This window comes from Streptomyces hilarionis, from assembly GCF_024539675.1.
GTDB classification, from domain to species: Bacteria; Actinomycetota; Actinomycetes; order Streptomycetales; family Streptomycetaceae; genus Streptomyces; species Streptomyces hilarionis.
The window spans coordinates 1-16,813 of record NZ_JAHHIT010000185.1 but is presented as its reverse complement, the minus strand read 5'-3'; the positions used below and the strand labels follow the sequence as shown (position 1 = coordinate 16,813).

The following is a 16,813-nucleotide window of genomic DNA, read 5'->3' as shown; positions in this document are numbered from 1 at the left end:
GGGCGGTGGGCCGGGGCGGGTTAGCCTCGTCGTCGAGCTGGATGGTCGGGGCGAGGAGGCAGACGATGGCGAAGGTTCCCAGTGCGGTGATCGCGGCGGGCGGGCTGGTCGGCGGGTACGGCGTGGCCCGGTGGACGAGGCAGCGGCCGCTGGGCGGGGTCGTCCTCGCCGTCGCGGGGGCCGCGGCCGCGCAGCGGTGGCGGCAGCAGGCCGGCGGGGCGGCGGCGGGGGCGCTGAGCGTCGCGTACGTCGCCGCCTTCGCGGGATCGCACCCGCTGTCGAAGAAGGTGGGCCCGTGGCCGTCGGTGTTCGGCGTGGCGGGAGCCGTCGCGCTGGCCTCGTGGGCGGTCGCCGACCGGCGTTCCTGAGACGCCCCGAAAACGCCGTCTCCGCGACGTCCCCTGAAACGCGTTGCCGAGACGTCCCCGGACGCGGGCCGGCCCGTCGTGGAGCCCCTTCGACGGGCCGCCGTGTTCCGTGACGCGTCCCCGCGGGGTTCGTCGAGGGGACGCGTGCCCTGCCCGGGGGGCGTCCCGTCCCCGTATCACGGGCGGGCCGTCGCCGGGCCCGACCGCGCTCGTGCCTGCGGGACCGCCTTCGGGCTCTCCCTCGACCGGAACGCCCGTCGGTAGCCCTGGGGGCTCGTGCCGGCGACCTTGCGGAAGCACTCCCGGAAGGCCGTCGGGGAGCCGAAGCCCGTCTGGGCGGCGATGCGTTCCACCGGGTAGGCCGTCGACTCCAGCAGGTACTGGGCCCTTCGCACCCGTGCCCGGTGCAGCCAGCGCAGCGGTGTCGTGCCGGTCTGCTCGCGGAACCGGCGGTTGAGGGTGCGGGTGCTCAGACCGGCCCGCTCGGCGATCCGGTCCAGCGTCAGATCCTCGCCGCAGTTGTCCTCCAGCCAGACCAGGAGCGGTTCCAGGGTCGCGCCGGCCGGGGCGGGCGTCAGGTCCTGGGCGATGAACTGGGCCTGGCCGCCCTCCCGTTCGAGCGGCATGACCGACATCCGGGCCGCCTGGGCGGCGACGGCCGAGCCGTGGTCGCCGCGGATCATGTGCAGGCACATGTCGAGGGCCGCCGCCGCGCCCGCCGAGGTCAGGAACTGGCCGTGGTCGACGTAGAGGACGTTTGGGTCGACCTCCACCTTCGGGTGGCGCAGGGCCAGTTCGCGTGCCGCGTACCAGTGGGTGGTCGCGCGCAGCCCGTCCAGCAGGCCCGTCGCCGCGAACAGGAACGCGCCGACGCACACGGAGGCGATCCGGGTGCCGTCGGCCGCCGCGTCGCGCAGCGCCTGCGCGACCCCGGGCGGCAGTTCGTGCGGCGGGTCGGCGACGCCGGGCAGGATGATCGTGTCCGCCTCGGCCAGCGCTTCGAGCCCGTACGGCGCGCGCACGGTGAACGCCCCCGCGCTCACCTCCCCGGAGGGGGACGGCGAGCAGACCCGCACCCGGTAGGCGGGGCGGCCGTCGGGCAGCCGCGCCCAGCCGAAGGCGTCGATGGGGGCGGACAGGTCGAAGGGGACGACTCCGTCCAGGACCAGTACGGCGACGGTGTGCATGGCGTGAGTCTAGGCAGAAAGGCAGGCCGGCGACGGGATTCCGTCAGCCCTTGCTCCGGCGGCGGACCGGGCAGGGTTCACCTGCGGTGCGGGCGGACATCACCGGCGGCGGGGAGGGGAGTGGGCGGCGACGGCGTGGGCCGTGGTGTGTGGGGCCACGTGGGGGTTCGGCGATCGGGGAGGCAGGCCGGACGGCCCTGGCGGAAATCCGTCGGAGGGTGGCATTCTCGCCGCTTCCGTGTGATCTTCCCGCCCTCTAGCGTCGGTGCGTGACCAAGTTCCTCCTCGCCGTCCACGTCCTCGCCGCGATCGTCGCCGTCGGACCCGTGACCGTCGCCGCCAGCATGTTCCCGCCCGCCGCGCGCAAGGCGCTGGCCGCGCCCGAGGACGCGGGCGCGGCCGGGACCGTGCGCCTGCTGCACCGCATCTGCCAGGTCTACGCGGCCGTCGGCATCGCCGTCCCCGTCTTCGGGTTCGCCACCGCGGGCGCGATGGGGGTGATGGGCGACCCCTGGCTGATCGCGTCGATCGTGCTGACCGTCCTGGCCGCCGGCGTCCTGCTGGTCCTCGTGCTGCCGCGGCAGGAGGTGCTCGTCGAGGGGCGGGGCGCGCGTGAGACGACCGTCCAACTGGCCATGTTCACCGGGATGTTCAACCTGCTGTGGGCGACGGTGACGGTCCTGATGATCGTCCGGCCGGGGTCGACGACCGGGGCGTAGACGGCCGGACGGGAGGGGACGGACGGGAGGCGGGCGGGCGGCCGGCGGCGCCCGGGCCTGCGGGCGAGGCCGTCAGCCGCCCGCAGGCCGGGGGCAGTGGGCCCGCAGGCCCGTCACGCCCGCCGGGCCGTCACGCCGGCTTCGCGCCGGGGCCGGCCACACCCTTCGGCTTCGCCTTCGCCGCCGTCGCGGCCAGGGGCTGGGCGATGTCCTCCAGGGACCGTCGCTCGGCCTTGACCGCCAGGACCGCCGCGACCAGGCCCGCCAGGCACATCAGCGTCGCGCCGATGCAGAAGGCGAGGACCGTGTCGCCGACCTTGCCGGTGTCGGTGAGGTCGGCGAACAGCAGGGGGCCGCTGATGCCGCCGGCGGCCGTGCCGAGGGCGTAGAAGAAGGCGATGGACATCGCGCGGGTCTCCATCGGGAAGACCTCGGAGACCGTCAGATAGGCGCTCGACGCACCGGCCGAGGCGAAGAACAGCACCGCGCACCAGCAGGCCGTCATCGTCGTCGCGTCGAGCGAGCCCTGGTCGAACAGCCAGGCCGTGCCGAACAGCAGCACACCCGACAGCAGGTAGGTCGAGGAGATCATCACCCGGCGGCCGACGGTGTCGAACAGCTTGCCCAGCAGCAGCGGGCCGCAGAAGTTGCCGATCGCGATGACGGCGAAGTAGTAGCCGGTGTTGCCGCTCGGCACGTCGAAGAACTTCGTCAGGATCGCGCCGAAGCCGAAGGTGATCGCGTTGTAGAGGAACGCCTGGCCGATGAAGAGGGAGAAGCCGAGGATCGCGCGGCGCCGGTACTGCGAGAACACCGTGCGGGCGATCTCGACGAAGGACACACCGCGCCGCTGGTGGATGGTGAGCTCGCCCTCGGCGCGCGGCAGCCGCTCCCCCTTGTCCTGCTCGATCTGCCGCTCGATGGAGGTGACGATCTCCTCGGCCTCGCGGTCGCGGCCGTGGATGAGCAGCCAGCGCGGGCTCTCCGGGACGTGCCGCCGCACGAGGAGGATCACCAGGGCGAGGACGGCGCCCAGGGCGAACGTCAGCCGCCAGCCGACGTCGGCCGCGAAGATGTCGGTGTTCAGCGCGACGATCGACAGCAGCGACCCGGCGACCGCGCCGAGCCAGAAGCTCCCGTTGATGATGAGGTCGACGCGCCCCCGGTACTGCGCCGGGATCAGCTCGTCGATGGCCGAGTTGATGGCCGCGTACTCGCCGCCGATGCCGAAGCCGGTGAGGAAGCGGAAGAGCAGGAACCACCAGGTGTCGAAGGAGACGGCCGTCAGGGCGGTGGCCGCCAGATACACCGCGAGGGTGATCATGAAGAGCTTCTTGCGGCCCCACTTGTCGGTGAGCCGGCCCCAGAAGAGCGCGCCGATGCAGGCGCCGGCCACGTACAGGGCGGCCGCGATGCCGGTGACCTGCCCGGAGGTGATGGGCAGTCCGCTGCCCGGCTCGGACAGCCGGCTCGCGATGTTCCCGACGACCGTGACCTCCAGGCCGTCCAGGATCCACACGGTGCCCAGTCCGAAGACGATGGTCCAGTGCCAGCGCGACCAGGGCAGCCGGTCCAGGCGGGCGGGGATGTCGGTGGTGATCGTGCGGTCTCTCTCGGCCGGCACGGCAGCTTCGGCGCTGGTCATGGGCTCCCTCCTCGGCACGCTCCTCGTCGAGCGGAACGCGGTCCGTGTTCCCTCGGCCGGTGCCTTTAAGCCCCGGCCTCCCGCACCCCGCCCGCACCCCTCCCGCACCCCGCCCGGGCTCCCGCACCGCGCCCGGGCGCCGTCGTCCCGCCCGGGCGCGTGCCGCGCTCAGGCCCCCAGGGCCCGCGCCACGGTGTAGATCAGCAGCCCGGCCAGCGAGCCCACCACCGTGCCGTTGATGCGGATGAACTGGAGGTCCCGGCCGATGTTCGCCTCGATCTTGCGGGTGGTGTGCTCGGCGTCCCAGCTCGCCACCGTGTCGGTGATCAGCGAGGTGATCTCCTTCCGGTACGTCGTGACGACGTGCACCGCGGCGCCCTCGACCCAGCTGTCGGCCTTCTCCTGCACCTTGGGCTCGGTCGCCATCCGCGCCCCCAGCGACAGCAGCGAGGCCCGCACGCGCAGCCGCAGCTCGCTGCGCTCGTCCTCCGCCGCGGCGACGATCATGGAGCGGACGGCCGTCCACGCGGAGGCGATCAGGTCCTGGACCTCGCCCCGGCCGAGCACCTCGCCCTTGAGCCGTTCCACCCGCGCGCGGGTGTCCGTGTCCGACTGGAGGTCGGCGGCGAAGTCGGTGAGGAACCGGTCGAGGGCCCCGCGGGCCGGGTGGGAGGGCATGTCCCGCATCTCGACGCAGAAACGCAGCAGTTCCTTGTAGACGCGCTCCCCGACCTTCTTGTCGACGAAGCGCGGGGTCCAGCCGGGCGCGCCGCCCTGCACGGCGTCCATCACCGAGTCGGCGTGCAGCACCAGCCAGTCGTGCGCCCGCGCCACCACCAGGTCGACGGCGCGCCGGTGGCCGCCGTCCACGACGATCCGCTCCAGCAGCTTCCCCATGCCGGGCGCGATCTCCTGGGCGTCGGCGCGGCGCGTGATCGCCTCCCCCACCACCGCCTGGACGTCCGAGTCGCGCAGCACCGTCAGCGCGCCGCGCAGCGCCGTGGCGAGCTCCGCCGTCACCCGGTCGGCGTGGGCGGGATCCGCCAGCCAGACGCCCAGCCGGGTGCCGATGCCCACCGAGCGCAGCCGCTGACGCACCACGTCCTCGGAGAGGAAGTTCTCGCCGACGAACTCGCCCAGGGAGACGCCGAGCTGGTCCTTCTTGTTCGGGATGATGGCCGTGTGCGGGATGGGCAGGCCGAGCGGGTGACGGAACAGCGCCGTGACCGCGAACCAGTCGGCGAGCGCGCCCACCATGCCCGCCTCGGCGGCGGCGGCCACGTAGCCGGCCCATGCGCCCGCGCCCCGGTGGGAGGCCCACTCGGCGAGGACGTACACCACGGCCACGAACAGCAGCAGTCCCGCCGCGGTGAGCTTCATCTGCCGCACCCCGCGCTGTTTCTCCTCGTCCGCGGGGGTGAAGGAGGTCATGGCCCGGTAGGACGGGGCCGCGTCCGGTGCTGCCGCTTCGGTACGTTCCATTTGCTCCACCCGTTCGGTGATCCCGCACACATTGTCCCTTCCTGACCGACTCCTGGAACGGAACAGGAGTTCCCGTCGTCTGTCAGGACGGGGAGATCAAGGGTGAACTCCTGCATCGATCCGGAGCCGGACAGGCTCCCCGCGCACGAGGAGTCACGCACCCGCATGACCGCCAAGCATCATGGTTATGCCCTGCTGTCGGCGATCGTCGCCCTCGTCCTGGGCCTGTCCGCCGCGATCTACGTCACAGCCGCCGAGCACGGCCCCGGCGACCGCCGGACCCAGGGCGCCGTCACCGCCGGTCACGGCCCGTACCGCGCCGCCCCCGTGTCCACCGGCGTCTGGGTGGGCGCCTGGGCCGCGGCGCCGGCCGGCGGGGAACCGGGCACGGCGGCCGACGGCATGGCGGGCCGCACGGTCCGCAACGTCGTGCACACCGGCGTCGGCGGGAGCGCCGCCCGTGTCACCCTGTCCAACGCCTACGGCGACCGCCCCCTCACCGTCACCCACGCCACCCTCGCCGTCGCCGCCCACGACGACGGCCCGGCCGCCGCCCCCGGCACCCTGCGCCGACTCACCTTCGGGGGCGCCGCCGCCGTCGTGGTCCCGGCCGGCGGGCAGACCGTCAGCGACCCCGTCGCCGTCGCCGTCCCGGCCGACGCGGACGTCCTGGTCAGCGTCTACTCCCCCGCCTCGGCGGGTCCCGTCACCTACCATCCCCGCGCCCGGCAGACCAGCTACGTCGCCGAGGGCGAGTCCACCGAGGACACCAGCGGCGCCGCGTTCACCGAGACCACCCCCTACTGGCGGTACCTGACCGCGCTGGACGTGCTCGGCGACGAGGCCGACGGCACCGTCGTCGCGCTCGGCGACTCCCTCACCGACGGCGTCACCTCCACGCCGGACGCCAACCGCCGCTGGCCGGACGCCCTCGCCGACCGGCTGCGGGCCGCCCTCGCCTCCGGCGACGCGGCGCCCCGCTACGCCGTCGTCAACGCCGGCATCAGCGGCAACCGGCTCCTCGCCGACGACCCCCGGCGGGGCGCCTCCGGCCTGAACCGCTTCACGCGCGACGTCCTCGACCGCCCGCACGTGAAGGCCGTCGTCATCGACCTCGGCATCAACGACATCCTGCGCGACAGGGCGCTCGCCGACCCGCGGGCGATCGTGGCCGGCCTGCGCACCCTCGCCGACCGCGCCCACGCGCACGGCGTGAAGGTCGTCGGCGCCACCCTCATGCCGTTCCGCGGCCACCGCGGCTACAGCGCGGCCCGCGAGGGCGTACGGCAGCAGGTCAACCGGGCGATCCGCACGGGCGGCCTGTTCGACGAGGTCGTCGACTTCGACAAGGCGCTGCGCGATCCGTACGACCCGCGCAGCCTGCGCCCGGACTACGACTCCGGCGACCACCTGCACCCCAGCGACCGCGGCTACCGCGAGATGGCCCGGACCCTGAACCTGCCGAAGCTGTCCGGCTCCACCCCCACCCGGGCGTAGGCCGCGGCGGGGGGGGGTGAGCCGCGTGCGCGCGCCCCGAGCGTCCTCCCGCCGGTTGCGCCTCGCGGACGGATCCGGATCGGCAGGATCGGGGGCGACGTCACACGCATGCATTCCCGGGACATTCCCGCGCTCCTTGTGCATCCCGCGCCCCGAACGCGACCGTAAATCCTCTCCCTATAACGCTCCGCTTCAACTCCCTTCACTTCAGGGGGCGTTGAAGGCCTCCATTTCTCTCGCCGGTCTCGCGTAACGGACAGGTCAGGCGATACTGTCTATCCGTGGGCAGGACCGGCGTGATCTTGTCCATGGAGTGACAGTGATGCCACGGGGGGCTGTGTGCGCCGTGTTTCGGCGTGCGCGGTTTCACGGATCCTCCAGGGGGACGATGGATGTCAGCCGAGGAACGTGTGGGGCCGATCGATTCCTCTGCGCGGCGGATACTCGCGGAACTTCGCAAGACGGTGGTCGGCCAGGAGACGGCGATCAGGGACCTCGCCACGTTGCTCGCCATGCATTCCGAATGGTTCTCCAAGCCCGACGACGATCACACCGCGCCGAACGCGCTGATCATCGGCCCGACCGGAGTCGGGAAGACGCACGCGATTCGCAGAGCCGCGCAGAACCTCAACATCCCTCTCGCCGTCGTGGACGCCACCCAGCTCGGCGGAGTGGGCGCCGGTCCGAACCTCGATGACATTCTCCTCGAACTCCTCACGACCTCACGGAGGTTGATGAAGGAGAAGAAACTGCCGGCCGGGTCGCTCAACGACGACGGGTTGACCTATCTCGACGAACTGAAAGTCGCGAGCCGGGGGATCGTCTTCATCGACGAGTTCGACAAACTCGCGACGAGAAGCAAGCAGACGAACGAGCGCAACGAACTGATCCAGCGCAGGCTCCTTCAGTTCATCGACGGCGCCAGCGTGACACTCAACCCCTCGCCCGAGGCCAACGACGAGGAGGTCACCTTCAACACGGCGGGCCTCATGTTCGTCGTGGCCGGAGCCTTCACGGGCCTGACCGACGACGTGGGGGCGCGGCCGCAGCCCCGGGCACGCGCCTTGGACGACCCCAACCAGATCATCCCGGACGACCTGGTCCGCTTCGGTTTCATGAAGGAACTGATCGCGCGCATACCCGTCATCATCGTGTTCGAGGAGCTGGGAACCGCCGACCTCGTCGAAATCCTGCGCAATCCGGCCATCGACCCCTCGCTCTTCTACCGGCGTTATCTGAAATCGCTCGGAGCCGACCTGGTGATCGACGACAGCGCCCTGGCGCGCATCGCGGCGGACGCGGCGGATCTCGGCATCGGCGCGCGCGGTCTTCATCAGAGGCTGTTTCCCCTCCTCGCCCGGCTCGGCCAGCAGGTGGAGGACGATCCCGTTCGTTCCGTCGTCCTGGACCAGCCGAAGATCGACGCGCTCGACCAAGAACTGGAGCAGAGGCGCCTTGACAGATAAAACGTCCTCGGGCTCGAAGCGTGACTTCGAAGTCTCCTACGACCAGTACCTTGCGGCGTCCCGCCGGCCTGCGTTCCTGAGCACCATGACCCGCCTGGGAAACTTCACCTACCAGGCGCAGACGAACTTCCTGGGGGGCTGGGACGCGAAGAAGGAGCGGCGGGTCATCTTCCTCCTTCAGCGGACCCTTCAGGAAGCCCTCGTGGAATCCCGGTTCCACAACCTCGACGCGCTGGAGACGCGCAGCTTCGAGGGCGGACTGGAGTTCCGTTACGGCGATCCGGACTACGGGTTCCGGTACATCATCAACGGGCGCGGCCAGTTGGTGCTCTCCCGCGACCCGTCCTCCGCGCGCAGTTTCCACGAATGGTACCGGCGGTTCATTCCGTCCCTGGTGACGATCATCCAGCAGACCGTCCGCATCATCGACAGCGAACTGACGGGCTTCGCGCGCGACGAGGCCGACTGGGACCAGAACCCGGACAAGACGCGCCCGCAGGTGATCGAGGTCGAGTCGGCCTCCTACAACTTCTCGGTCGCCGTGGAGCTTCCCGAGGTGCAGCTGAAGGCCGCCGAGCCGCTGAGTTCCGAGGTGACGTTCCCGAACATCCAGATCCTCAGCGAGAGCCTGCTGCGGCAGGTCCCCTCCGAGTCCGGGTCCCTGACCTCGCCGATAGGCGTGCGGCCGGAGGAGTTCGGAAAGATCGAGTACCAGGTGAACCGCTGGCAGCAGCCCTCACGCGCGCTGGAGGTGTACCGCGTCTCGGCGCCGAGCAACGAGAAATGGCGGCTGCTCGTCTTCGAGTTCTCCTACGGCGGAGTCACGTACGTCCCCACCGCCGGCGAGCGGGAACCGTTCGACCAGAAGAAGTTCGTCACCAACGCGCGCTCCGCGGACGCGTACTTCGATTTCTTCCGCCAGCGCTGCCTGTGCGGGTTCGTCGGCGACGTGCTGTCCGGTGGCCACGAGTACTCGAGCATTTCCTGGTGAGGTCACCGACCGTACCCGGCACCGGAACGGAGAGGGCCAGCATGGAGAACAAGTGGGAGAACATCTCCTGCCGGGCGGTCGACCCGTCGCAGTTGGGGCCGCACCGGGTCCGCGTGGGCACCACGCCGCAGCGGCTGTACGCCGCGGAGAAGTACTTCCCGGTACTGGTCTTCGGCCCGCAGCGCAGCGGAAAGACCTCCGGCTTCGCCGTCCCGGCGCTGATCGACTGGGAGGGGCCCGCGGTCGTGACGTCGGTGCGACGGGACATCCTGGACTACACGTACCAATGGCGGCAGAAACTCGGCAACGTCTACATCTTCGACCCGTCCGGTTCGCTCATCAGAACCCGCTACAACGAGTTCCGGCACAGCTGGGACATCCTCGACCACTGTCGCTCCTGGGACGAATGCGTCCGCATGGGCCGAGCGTTGACGGAGTCGGGGCGTACGGGCGGCATCAGGGGCGACGACGGTTTCTGGTACAGCCTGGCGGCCCAGCTGCTCGCGCCCTACCTCTTCGCCGCCGCCGCCGAGGGACGGGGCATGACCGATGTCGTGCAGTGGGTGAAGACCCAGGAGGAGGACAGCGTCCGAAGCATCCTCCAGGCCACGGGGAACACGTCGGCGCTGGATTCGGCGGAGGCGACCTGGGCGACCGACTACAAGGTGAAGGACAGCGTCTACACCACGACGCGCTCCGTCCTGCGGGCCTTCGACTACGAGGACGCGGGAGTGGACACCCCGCCCTTCCTCGACATCGAGGCGTTTCTCGCCTCGGAAGCCGACACGCTGTACATCTGCGCTCCCCCGGACGAGCAGGAGGAGTACCGGCCGCTGTTCACCGGCCTGGTGCGGACGATCGTCAGAAAGACGTACGACCTGAACATCGCGGCGCTCGACGACGGCGCCGAGTCGGGGACCGTCGACGAGACATCGATCTGTCACCTGCTGCTCCTCCTCGACGAGGCCGGGAACATCGCGCCGCTGGAGAACCTCGACACCCTGGCCACGACCGCGGCGGGCACCCGGGTGCAGCTCGTCTCGATCTTCCATGACCTCTCCCAGCTGTCGCGGGTCTACGACGAGTTCAAGGCGAGATCCATCGTGAACAACCATCCGGCCAGGCTGGTGCTGAGCGGCATGTGCGACGTGGCGACACTCGCCTACTTCGAGAACATCCTGCGGGGTGAGCGGGTCGCCAACAGCAAGGACGCGCTCTGGAAGGGCCCTCGCCCGATCCGCGGAATCGAGTTCGGAGAAGCCCTGCTCGTCTACGGCAACAGGCAGCCCATCGTGCTCTCCCTCCGCTCGCGCTTCACGGACGACGAGCTGAGGGTCCGCACCGAGTGGAGAGCGTCCAGGTGAGCGGCCGCGAGGGCTCGGCCGGGGAGTCCCGGAAGTGGAGCGCCGCCTACGAACGGGAGTATCCGCGCCGTGAACGCTTCACCCGCCGTCTGAGGGACCTGCTGGAGGAGATCACCGAACGGTCGTCGGTCGACGTGGCGCTGATCGAGAAGCGCACGAAGTCGGTCGCCAGCTTCTCCGAGAAGATCGAGCGCAAGTCCGGCAAGTACCCCGATCCGCTCCGGGACATCACCGATCTCTCGGGCATCCGGATCATCACCTACTACCTGGAGGACGTGGCGCGGGTCGGCGAGCTGATCCGCGGCGCGCTCACCGTCGACGCGTTCGAGGCGGCTCTGAACTCGGCCGAGGTGTCGGTCGACCGTTTCGGCTACGCGTCGGAGCACTACATCGTCAGGCTGGGCCCCGACAGGTCGCCGCTGCCCGAGTGGACCGAGTTCCACGACATGCGCGCCGAGATCCAGGTCCGCACCGTCCTGCAACACGCGTGGTCCTCCGTCAGCCACAAGGTGGCGTACAAGCGCGAGGCCGAAGTGCCCTTGCGGCTGCGGCGCCGGCTGTCGCGCCTGAGCGCCCTCTTCGAACTGGCCGACGAACAGTTCTCCCAGCTACGCGCGGACACCGCGGACCTGGGGAGCGAGTACGCGCACAAGGTCGGCGAGGGCGACCTCGGGATCCTCCTGGACGGCCTCTCGCTGGAGGCCTACCTGCGGTCGCCGCAGGTTCACGGCGACCTGACGGCCGCGGCACAGGCGGCCGGCTGGGAGATCCTGGGAGCGGAAGCGGAGAAGATCAAGGACCAGGACACCCGCGACCTGCTCAGCATCGCCTTGGACCTGGGCATCGGGAAGGTCTCGCAGCTCGACACGGCGCTCAACCCGGACGACCTCGCGCGGGTCCTCGGCGAACTCGGCGCCGAACACGAGCGCAACGCGATGGCCCTGAGGGCGACGATCGAAGACCTGTCGGCCCGGTTCCTCGTCATCACGCTCGGCCGAGGGGGCGGCGTTGCCGAGAGAACGTACTCCCAGCGGGCCCGGCGTGCGATGGAAGCGGTCCGGAGCAGACTGCGCACCGACGGCTCCGAGAGCGGCACGTGACCCGGCCGCAAGCGGGTGCGGCGGCGCGGCGACGAGCGGGACGAGGACGATGACGGTGATCGACGCAATCGTCGCGGGCGCCTTCGCGCTCGGCGGGGTGGCGACCCAGTTCGGCCTCACGGCCGTCTCCGCCCGGCGGCAGGAGCGACGCGCACAGGCGGCGCGGCACGGCGACCGGCGGCGCGAGCTCTACGCGAACGTGCTGCTGGCCGCGCGGCGGGCGCAGCGCCGGCTCAAGGACCTGGCGGACGGCCTCGACGCCCACGCGGCGGAACTCGAGGAGCAGCTCGGCCGGCTGGCCGAGCTGAACGCGATGCTCCGGCTCACCGCGCCCGACCAGGTCAGCGCCGTGGCGACGGCTCTCGAGGACGAGATGCGGGGCCGGTTCAAAGGACAGCGGTCCAACGACGAGCCGCTCCCCCTGGCTCCGCTGATCGAGGTCTTCCGGCGTGACCTGGAAGGCGGCGACGGCGCGGGCGGGGCGCGGTGACCGGGGATCCCGCACGGCGGGAACGGCGGGAGGGGACGACATGGCGCCGGACGGCGACGTGACAGCGCAGTGGATCGAGCAGGCCCGCCTGCTCCCGGAGCCCACCGCGGGGGAGGCCGCGGTCGTCAGGGAGATCTGGAAGGCGAGGCTCGACGCTTCGATGAAGCGCCGGTGGGCGTGGGCCGCATCCGCACTGGCTGTCGCCGTCGGCGAGGACGTCGCGCGAGCGGGAAGAGGAATCGGCGCCTTCGGCTGGGACGGCGACGGCGATCTCCACGCCGCTCTGCGCAAGGTCGTCACGGCGGAACCCGGGCTCGCTCTGATGGTGCTGTTCGAGGGCGCCGACGCGTCGAGGGCGCTCGACGCGGCCCGCGAGGTGATGAGACAGCCCGGCGGCGCACTGCGGGAACTCGCGGTGGTCGCTCGGGGGGACGGCATCTGCAGGATCGTCAGGGTGCTGCGCCTCGACGAGGTCGGCGGCGGGGTGCTCGTCGGGCTGGCCCCCGGTGCGGGCGCCGAGACCGTCGAGAGGACACCGCCCGGGCCCACCGCCGCCGAGCCGGCGGATCCGCCGGAGCCGGCGACCGCACGGCTGCTCTTCGTCCCGCCGGAGTCCGGCGACCCTCGTGACGTGGGCGTTCTGGGCGCACGCGCGCACGGTCTGCGGCCGGGCACCTGGGTCGTGCTGTCCAGGCAGGACGCGCGTGTCCGAGGCTGGGGCCGCCCGGCCTCCGAGTCGGCCGAGATCTTCGCGCTCGGGAGGATCTCCCGACAGCCGGGCCCCGGCTCACGGCTGCTCACCTACGACCTGCTGTCGCTGCCCGGCCGGCCGGTGCCCGTGCGCCTGCCGGCGGCCGGGGGCGGCCACCCCAGTCCCGTGGTCTCGCTCGCGTCGGCCGCCGCCGCGTTCGGCACATCGCTCGAGCACGTCGACAGGGCGGCGCCGTCGATGGCCGCGGGCGACGTGCTGGCCCCATTGCCGCACCTGCCCGGCGGGTTCGCCGCGTCGGTCGCCGCGACCGTCAACGCGGGGAAGAACCTGCTGCTGGTCGGAGCGCCGGGGGCCGGGAAGACCACGGCGGCCGTCGGACTCGCCCGCGCGTTCCACGACGCCGGATTCGTCGACGGACACCCGCGGGTGGCCGGCGGCGACGGTCCCGACTCGTGGAGAGGCTCCATGGCGATGGAGGCGAGGCGCAACGACCGGCGCGGCGAGGGCGGACGCAGCCGTGGAACGCCGCAGACGGGCGCTTCCCGGCTGCTGATCGTGGACGACCTGGAAGCCGATGCGCTGCCGGTCCTGGTGCGTGAACTGGCGGGGAGCGCACGCCCGTCGGATCCGTCGGCGGAGAGGCTGAGCGTGGTCGCGACCGCGCTGCCGAGGGCGGTCCTCGACGAGCGGGCGATGCCGTGGTACCCGTCGCGTCATCTGGTCGTCCTGCGACTCCCGCCGGCGGGCCTCGACGCCCTGTCGGCCCTCGTCGAGCGGTCGCGCGTGCTGGCCGAGCCGGCCAAGGCGGCGCTGGTCGCGCTCGTCGGAGAGGCGGCCGCGTGGGTGACGTGGGGTGTCGTCGCCGATGTCGTCCGGTATCTGGAGGAGCTCCAGGGCGTCAGCGGGCGCGCTCCCGCCCCGGGAACGGTCCAGGAGGCGTTCGAGCTGTTCGCCGCCCCCTTCGCGGGCGAAGGAGCCTGAGCCCGCCGCTCCCCTCTCGCCGTCAGTCCTCGAAGTACCGGTCCCGGCCGCCCCGGCCGCCCCGGCCGCCCCGGTCCTCGCGGCGGTCGCGGCGGTCCTCGCGGCGGCGGTCGCGGCGGCGGTCGTGGTCGTGCAGCAGGTCCCGCTGGCCCTCCAGGACGCGCCGGCGCACGTCGTGCGCCTCGTCCCGCAGGGCGGAGCGCAGCTCACGCCGGGCCGCCTGGCGGTCCCGCTTCTCCTGCTGCCGGGCCGCCCGCGTCTTCTTGCGCTCGATGCCGACCCCGCCCCAGAAGGCGAACCCGGTGACGACCACCCGCGGTCCGCCCGGGTCGCCCGGCACCCCGCTCTCGCGCTGGTCGAACCCGCCCATCACGCCGATGCCGCGCACGACGACCTCGACGCCGGGCGGCACGACGATCTGCACCCCGCCCATGATCGCCACGCAGTTGATCTCGACCTCGCCCGCGGAGAAGTCCGCCTCCCGCAGGTCGATCTCCCCGCCGCCCCAGAAGGCGACGCAGTTCAGACGCCGCGGAACCGTCCAGCGGCCCGTGCGCTGGAAGCCGGACATCACCGCCACGGCCCACGACGGCGCACCCTCGCCGCCCGCGATCCTGCCGTCCCAACGCCCGTCCCGCGCGGGCTCCTTGTGCAGCGAGACGACGGGCGGCGGGACGACGCCGGCGCCGGGCAGATCCCGGGTGACCGGCGCCAGCTCCCGGTACGTGCGCGCCTTGTACGTCTCCTCCAGACGCTCCTCGAACTCCGCCATGTCGAGACGGCCCTCGGCCAGGGCGTCCCGCAGCACCTCGGCGACCCGCTCACGATCGGCGTCGGAGGCACGAAGGTCCGCAAGGTCGGAGGAGGCCGAACGGTCCGAGGTGGCCTGGCGATCGGAGGAGGCCGGGAGGCCCGAGGAGGCCGGGACTGCGTCGTCGGTCATGTCAGCAGCCTACGAGCTCTGGGCCCCCGGCACCACGGTCTGCCGCTCCACCTGCCCCGCGCCCGAACTCCCCGGCGGATACAGCATCTTGGCGATCACCGACTCGATGTCCGGCTCCCGCACCGACAGGTCCACGAGCGGATACCGCGCCGCGACATGCGCCACCAGCGCCGCCGCCGACGCCGACGCCGGAAACGCCAGCCACTGGCGCGGCCCCTCCACCCTCACCACCCGGGCCCCCTCCCCCGCCTCGATCGGCGGCAGCTCCCGCTCCAGGTCCACCACCAGCGTCCGCTCGCTCTCGCCCGCCTCGTGCAGCCCGGCCAGCGCGCCGTCGTACACCAGCCGGCCGTGGTCGATGACCATCACCCGCGAGCACAACTGCTCGATGTCCTGGAGATCGTGCGTCGTCAGCAGCACCGTCGTGCCGCGCTCGGCGTTCAACTCCCGCAGGAACTCCCGCACCCGCGCCTTGGAGACCACGTCCAGGCCGATCGTCGGCTCGTCCAGGTACAGCACCTCCGGATCGTGCAGCAGCGCCGCCGCGATGTCCCCGCGCATCCGCTGCCCGAGCGAGAGCTGACGCACCGGCACCTCCAACAACGCGCCCAGATCCAGAAGTTCGACCAACCGGTCGAGGTTCTCCCGGTAACGCCCGTCCGGGATGCGGTACATGCGGTGCATCAGCCGGTACGAGTCGACCAGCGGAAGGTCCCACCACAGCGTCGTACGCTGCCCGAACACCACCCCGATCCGGTGCGCCAGCCGCGTCCGCTCCCGCGACGGATCGATCCCCGCCACCCGCAGCCGGCCCGCGCTCGGCGTCAGGATCCCCGTCAGCATCTTGATCGTCGTCGACTTCCCGGCCCCGTTCGGCCCGATGTAGCCGACCATCTCGCCGGGCGCCACCCGGAACGAGATCGCGTCGACCGCCCGCACCCGCCGCAGCTCCCGCCTGAGGAAACCGGTCCTGCGACGCACGTCGAAGACCTTCTCCACCCCGTCCACCTCGATGAACGCAACGTCCGACACCGTCGACTCAACTCCCCGTGCTCCGGTACGACCTCAGTCCGACCCGCCACGCGAGCCCCGCCGCCGCGCAGCACACCGCCGCCACCAGCGGCGGCGCGAACGCCGCCCACTCCGGCAGCCCCGCCGGACAGGGCCGCCCCAACACATACGACGCGGGCACCCAGTTGACGAACGCCAGCGGGAAAAGGAACGTCACCCCCCGCACCAGCTCCCTGCCGAACACCGTCGGCGGATACTGCAACAACGTCTGACCGCCGTACGTGAACGCCGCCTGCACCTCCGCCGCGTCCTGCGCGACGAACTGGAAGGCCGCGCCCGCCACGAACACCGCCCCGAAGATCGCCCCGCCGCTCACCAGCATCACCGGCACCAGCAGCACCTTCTGCGGCGACCACGCCACATCCGTCGCCACCAGCGCGTACCCGAACACCGCCGTCCCCTGGACGATCCGGCTCACCCGGCGCAACGCGAACCGGTCCGCGGCGACCTGCGCCAGCACCGGCGCCGGCCGCACCAGCAACGTGTCCAGCGTGCCGTCCCGCACCCGCGTCCCCAGCCGGCCCGCCGAGCCGATCGCCAGGTCCGCGAACCCGAACGACATCGCCGACAACCCGTACAGGAACGCGATCTCCGGCAACGAGTACCCGCCCAACGCGTCGACCTGCGAGAACATCAGCAAGATCGCGACAAAGTCCAGGCCCGTCACCAGCAGGCCGCCCAGCGCCGTCATCACGAACGACACCCGGTAGGCCAGCGTCGAACGGATCCACATCCCCGCGATCAGCCGGTACGCCCGCAACCCCTCCGCCGTCCGCCCGCCCTCACCCACCCTGCAC

At 71.8% G+C, this 16,813-nt stretch carries 15 protein-coding genes; 9 read left to right on the top strand and 6 right to left on the bottom strand.

Annotated elements, in window-relative coordinates:
* The first annotated feature begins 65 nt into the window (after positions 1-65).
* Positions 66-368 (top strand): hypothetical protein, encoded by a 303-nt coding sequence (locus KMS84_RS33205; RefSeq protein WP_256920230.1) that lies wholly within the window; start codon positions 66-68, stop codon positions 366-368.
* A gap of 176 nt (positions 369-544) precedes the next feature.
* Here the strand turns inward: KMS84_RS33205 and KMS84_RS33200 are convergent, their stop codons facing one another.
* On the bottom strand, positions 545-1,555 hold the full coding sequence (locus KMS84_RS33200; protein ID WP_256920229.1) for a GlxA family transcriptional regulator: 1,011 nt from the start codon (positions 1,553-1,555) through the stop codon (positions 545-547).
* A 269-nt stretch (positions 1,556-1,824) separates the two neighbouring features.
* Here KMS84_RS33200 and KMS84_RS33195 point away from each other — a divergent pair, with 269 nt between their 5' ends.
* Positions 1,825-2,274, top strand: coding sequence for a hypothetical protein (locus KMS84_RS33195; RefSeq protein ID WP_256920228.1), 450 nt, complete (start codon positions 1,825-1,827; stop codon positions 2,272-2,274).
* Between the two features lie 130 nt (positions 2,275-2,404).
* Here KMS84_RS33195 and KMS84_RS33190 read toward each other — a convergent pair whose 3' ends face one another.
* Together KMS84_RS33190 and KMS84_RS33185 are read right to left on the bottom strand one after the other, a co-directional pair.
* Positions 2,405-3,919, bottom strand: a complete 1,515-nt coding sequence (locus KMS84_RS33190; protein WP_256920227.1) for an MFS transporter — start codon at positions 3,917-3,919, stop codon at positions 2,405-2,407.
* Between the two features lie 168 nt (positions 3,920-4,087).
* Positions 4,088-5,431: a DUF445 domain-containing protein gene (locus tag KMS84_RS33185; protein ID WP_256920226.1), complete on the bottom strand. Its 1,344-nt coding sequence runs from the start codon at positions 5,429-5,431 to the stop codon at positions 4,088-4,090.
* A 135-nt stretch (positions 5,432-5,566) separates the two neighbouring features.
* On the opposite strand from KMS84_RS33185, the gene KMS84_RS33180 reads away from it, so the two are divergent.
* The 7 genes from KMS84_RS33180 (at position 5,567) to KMS84_RS33150 (ending at position 14,002) form a co-directional block, all read left to right on the top strand.
* Positions 5,567-6,898 carry an SGNH/GDSL hydrolase family protein gene (locus KMS84_RS33180; RefSeq protein ID WP_256920225.1) on the top strand — a complete coding sequence of 444 codons (1,332 nt, stop codon included), beginning with the start codon at positions 5,567-5,569 and terminating at the stop codon, positions 6,896-6,898.
* A 392-nt stretch (positions 6,899-7,290) separates the two neighbouring features.
* Positions 7,291-8,364, top strand: coding sequence for an AAA family ATPase (locus KMS84_RS33175; protein ID WP_256920224.1), 1,074 nt, complete (start codon positions 7,291-7,293; stop codon positions 8,362-8,364).
* 85 nt (positions 8,365-8,449) lie between these two features.
* Positions 8,450-9,355 carry a hypothetical protein gene (locus KMS84_RS33170; protein ID WP_256920223.1) on the top strand — a complete coding sequence of 302 codons (906 nt, stop codon included), beginning with the start codon at positions 8,450-8,452 and terminating at the stop codon, positions 9,353-9,355.
* 41 nt (positions 9,356-9,396) lie between these two features.
* Positions 9,397-10,719 (top strand): type IV secretory system conjugative DNA transfer family protein, encoded by a 1,323-nt coding sequence (locus KMS84_RS33165; protein WP_256920222.1) that lies wholly within the window; start codon positions 9,397-9,399, stop codon positions 10,717-10,719.
* Positions 10,716-11,819 carry a GTP pyrophosphokinase gene (locus KMS84_RS33160; protein WP_256920221.1) on the top strand — a complete coding sequence of 368 codons (1,104 nt, stop codon included), beginning with the start codon at positions 10,716-10,718 and terminating at the stop codon, positions 11,817-11,819. Before KMS84_RS33165 ends, KMS84_RS33160 begins: the two co-directional genes overlap by 4 nt.
* Positions 11,820-11,874: 55 nt before the next feature.
* Positions 11,875-12,309: a hypothetical protein gene (locus KMS84_RS33155; RefSeq protein ID WP_256920220.1), complete on the top strand. Its 435-nt coding sequence runs from the start codon at positions 11,875-11,877 to the stop codon at positions 12,307-12,309.
* Positions 12,310-12,349: 40 nt separating this feature from the next.
* The gene (locus KMS84_RS33150; RefSeq protein WP_256920219.1) at positions 12,350-14,002 is read left to right on the top strand and encodes a P-loop NTPase family protein; all 1,653 of its coding nucleotides are present in this window, start codon (positions 12,350-12,352) and stop codon (positions 14,000-14,002) included.
* Between the two features lie 22 nt (positions 14,003-14,024).
* On the opposite strand, the gene KMS84_RS33145 is transcribed toward KMS84_RS33150, so the two are convergent.
* From KMS84_RS33145 to KMS84_RS33135, 3 genes are read right to left on the bottom strand one after another with little or no spacing between them, the layout of a single operon-like run.
* Positions 14,025-14,945, bottom strand: a complete 921-nt coding sequence (locus KMS84_RS33145) for a DUF1707 SHOCT-like domain-containing protein (protein WP_256920218.1) — start codon at positions 14,943-14,945, stop codon at positions 14,025-14,027.
* Between the two features lie 9 nt (positions 14,946-14,954).
* Positions 14,955-15,977: an ABC transporter ATP-binding protein gene (locus tag KMS84_RS33140; RefSeq protein WP_256920217.1), complete on the bottom strand. Its 1,023-nt coding sequence runs from the start codon at positions 15,975-15,977 to the stop codon at positions 14,955-14,957.
* A gap of 7 nt (positions 15,978-15,984) precedes the next feature.
* Positions 15,985-16,806, bottom strand: coding sequence for an ABC transporter permease (locus KMS84_RS33135; protein ID WP_256920231.1), 822 nt, complete (start codon positions 16,804-16,806; stop codon positions 15,985-15,987).
* Between the last annotated feature and the right edge of the window lie 7 nt (positions 16,807-16,813).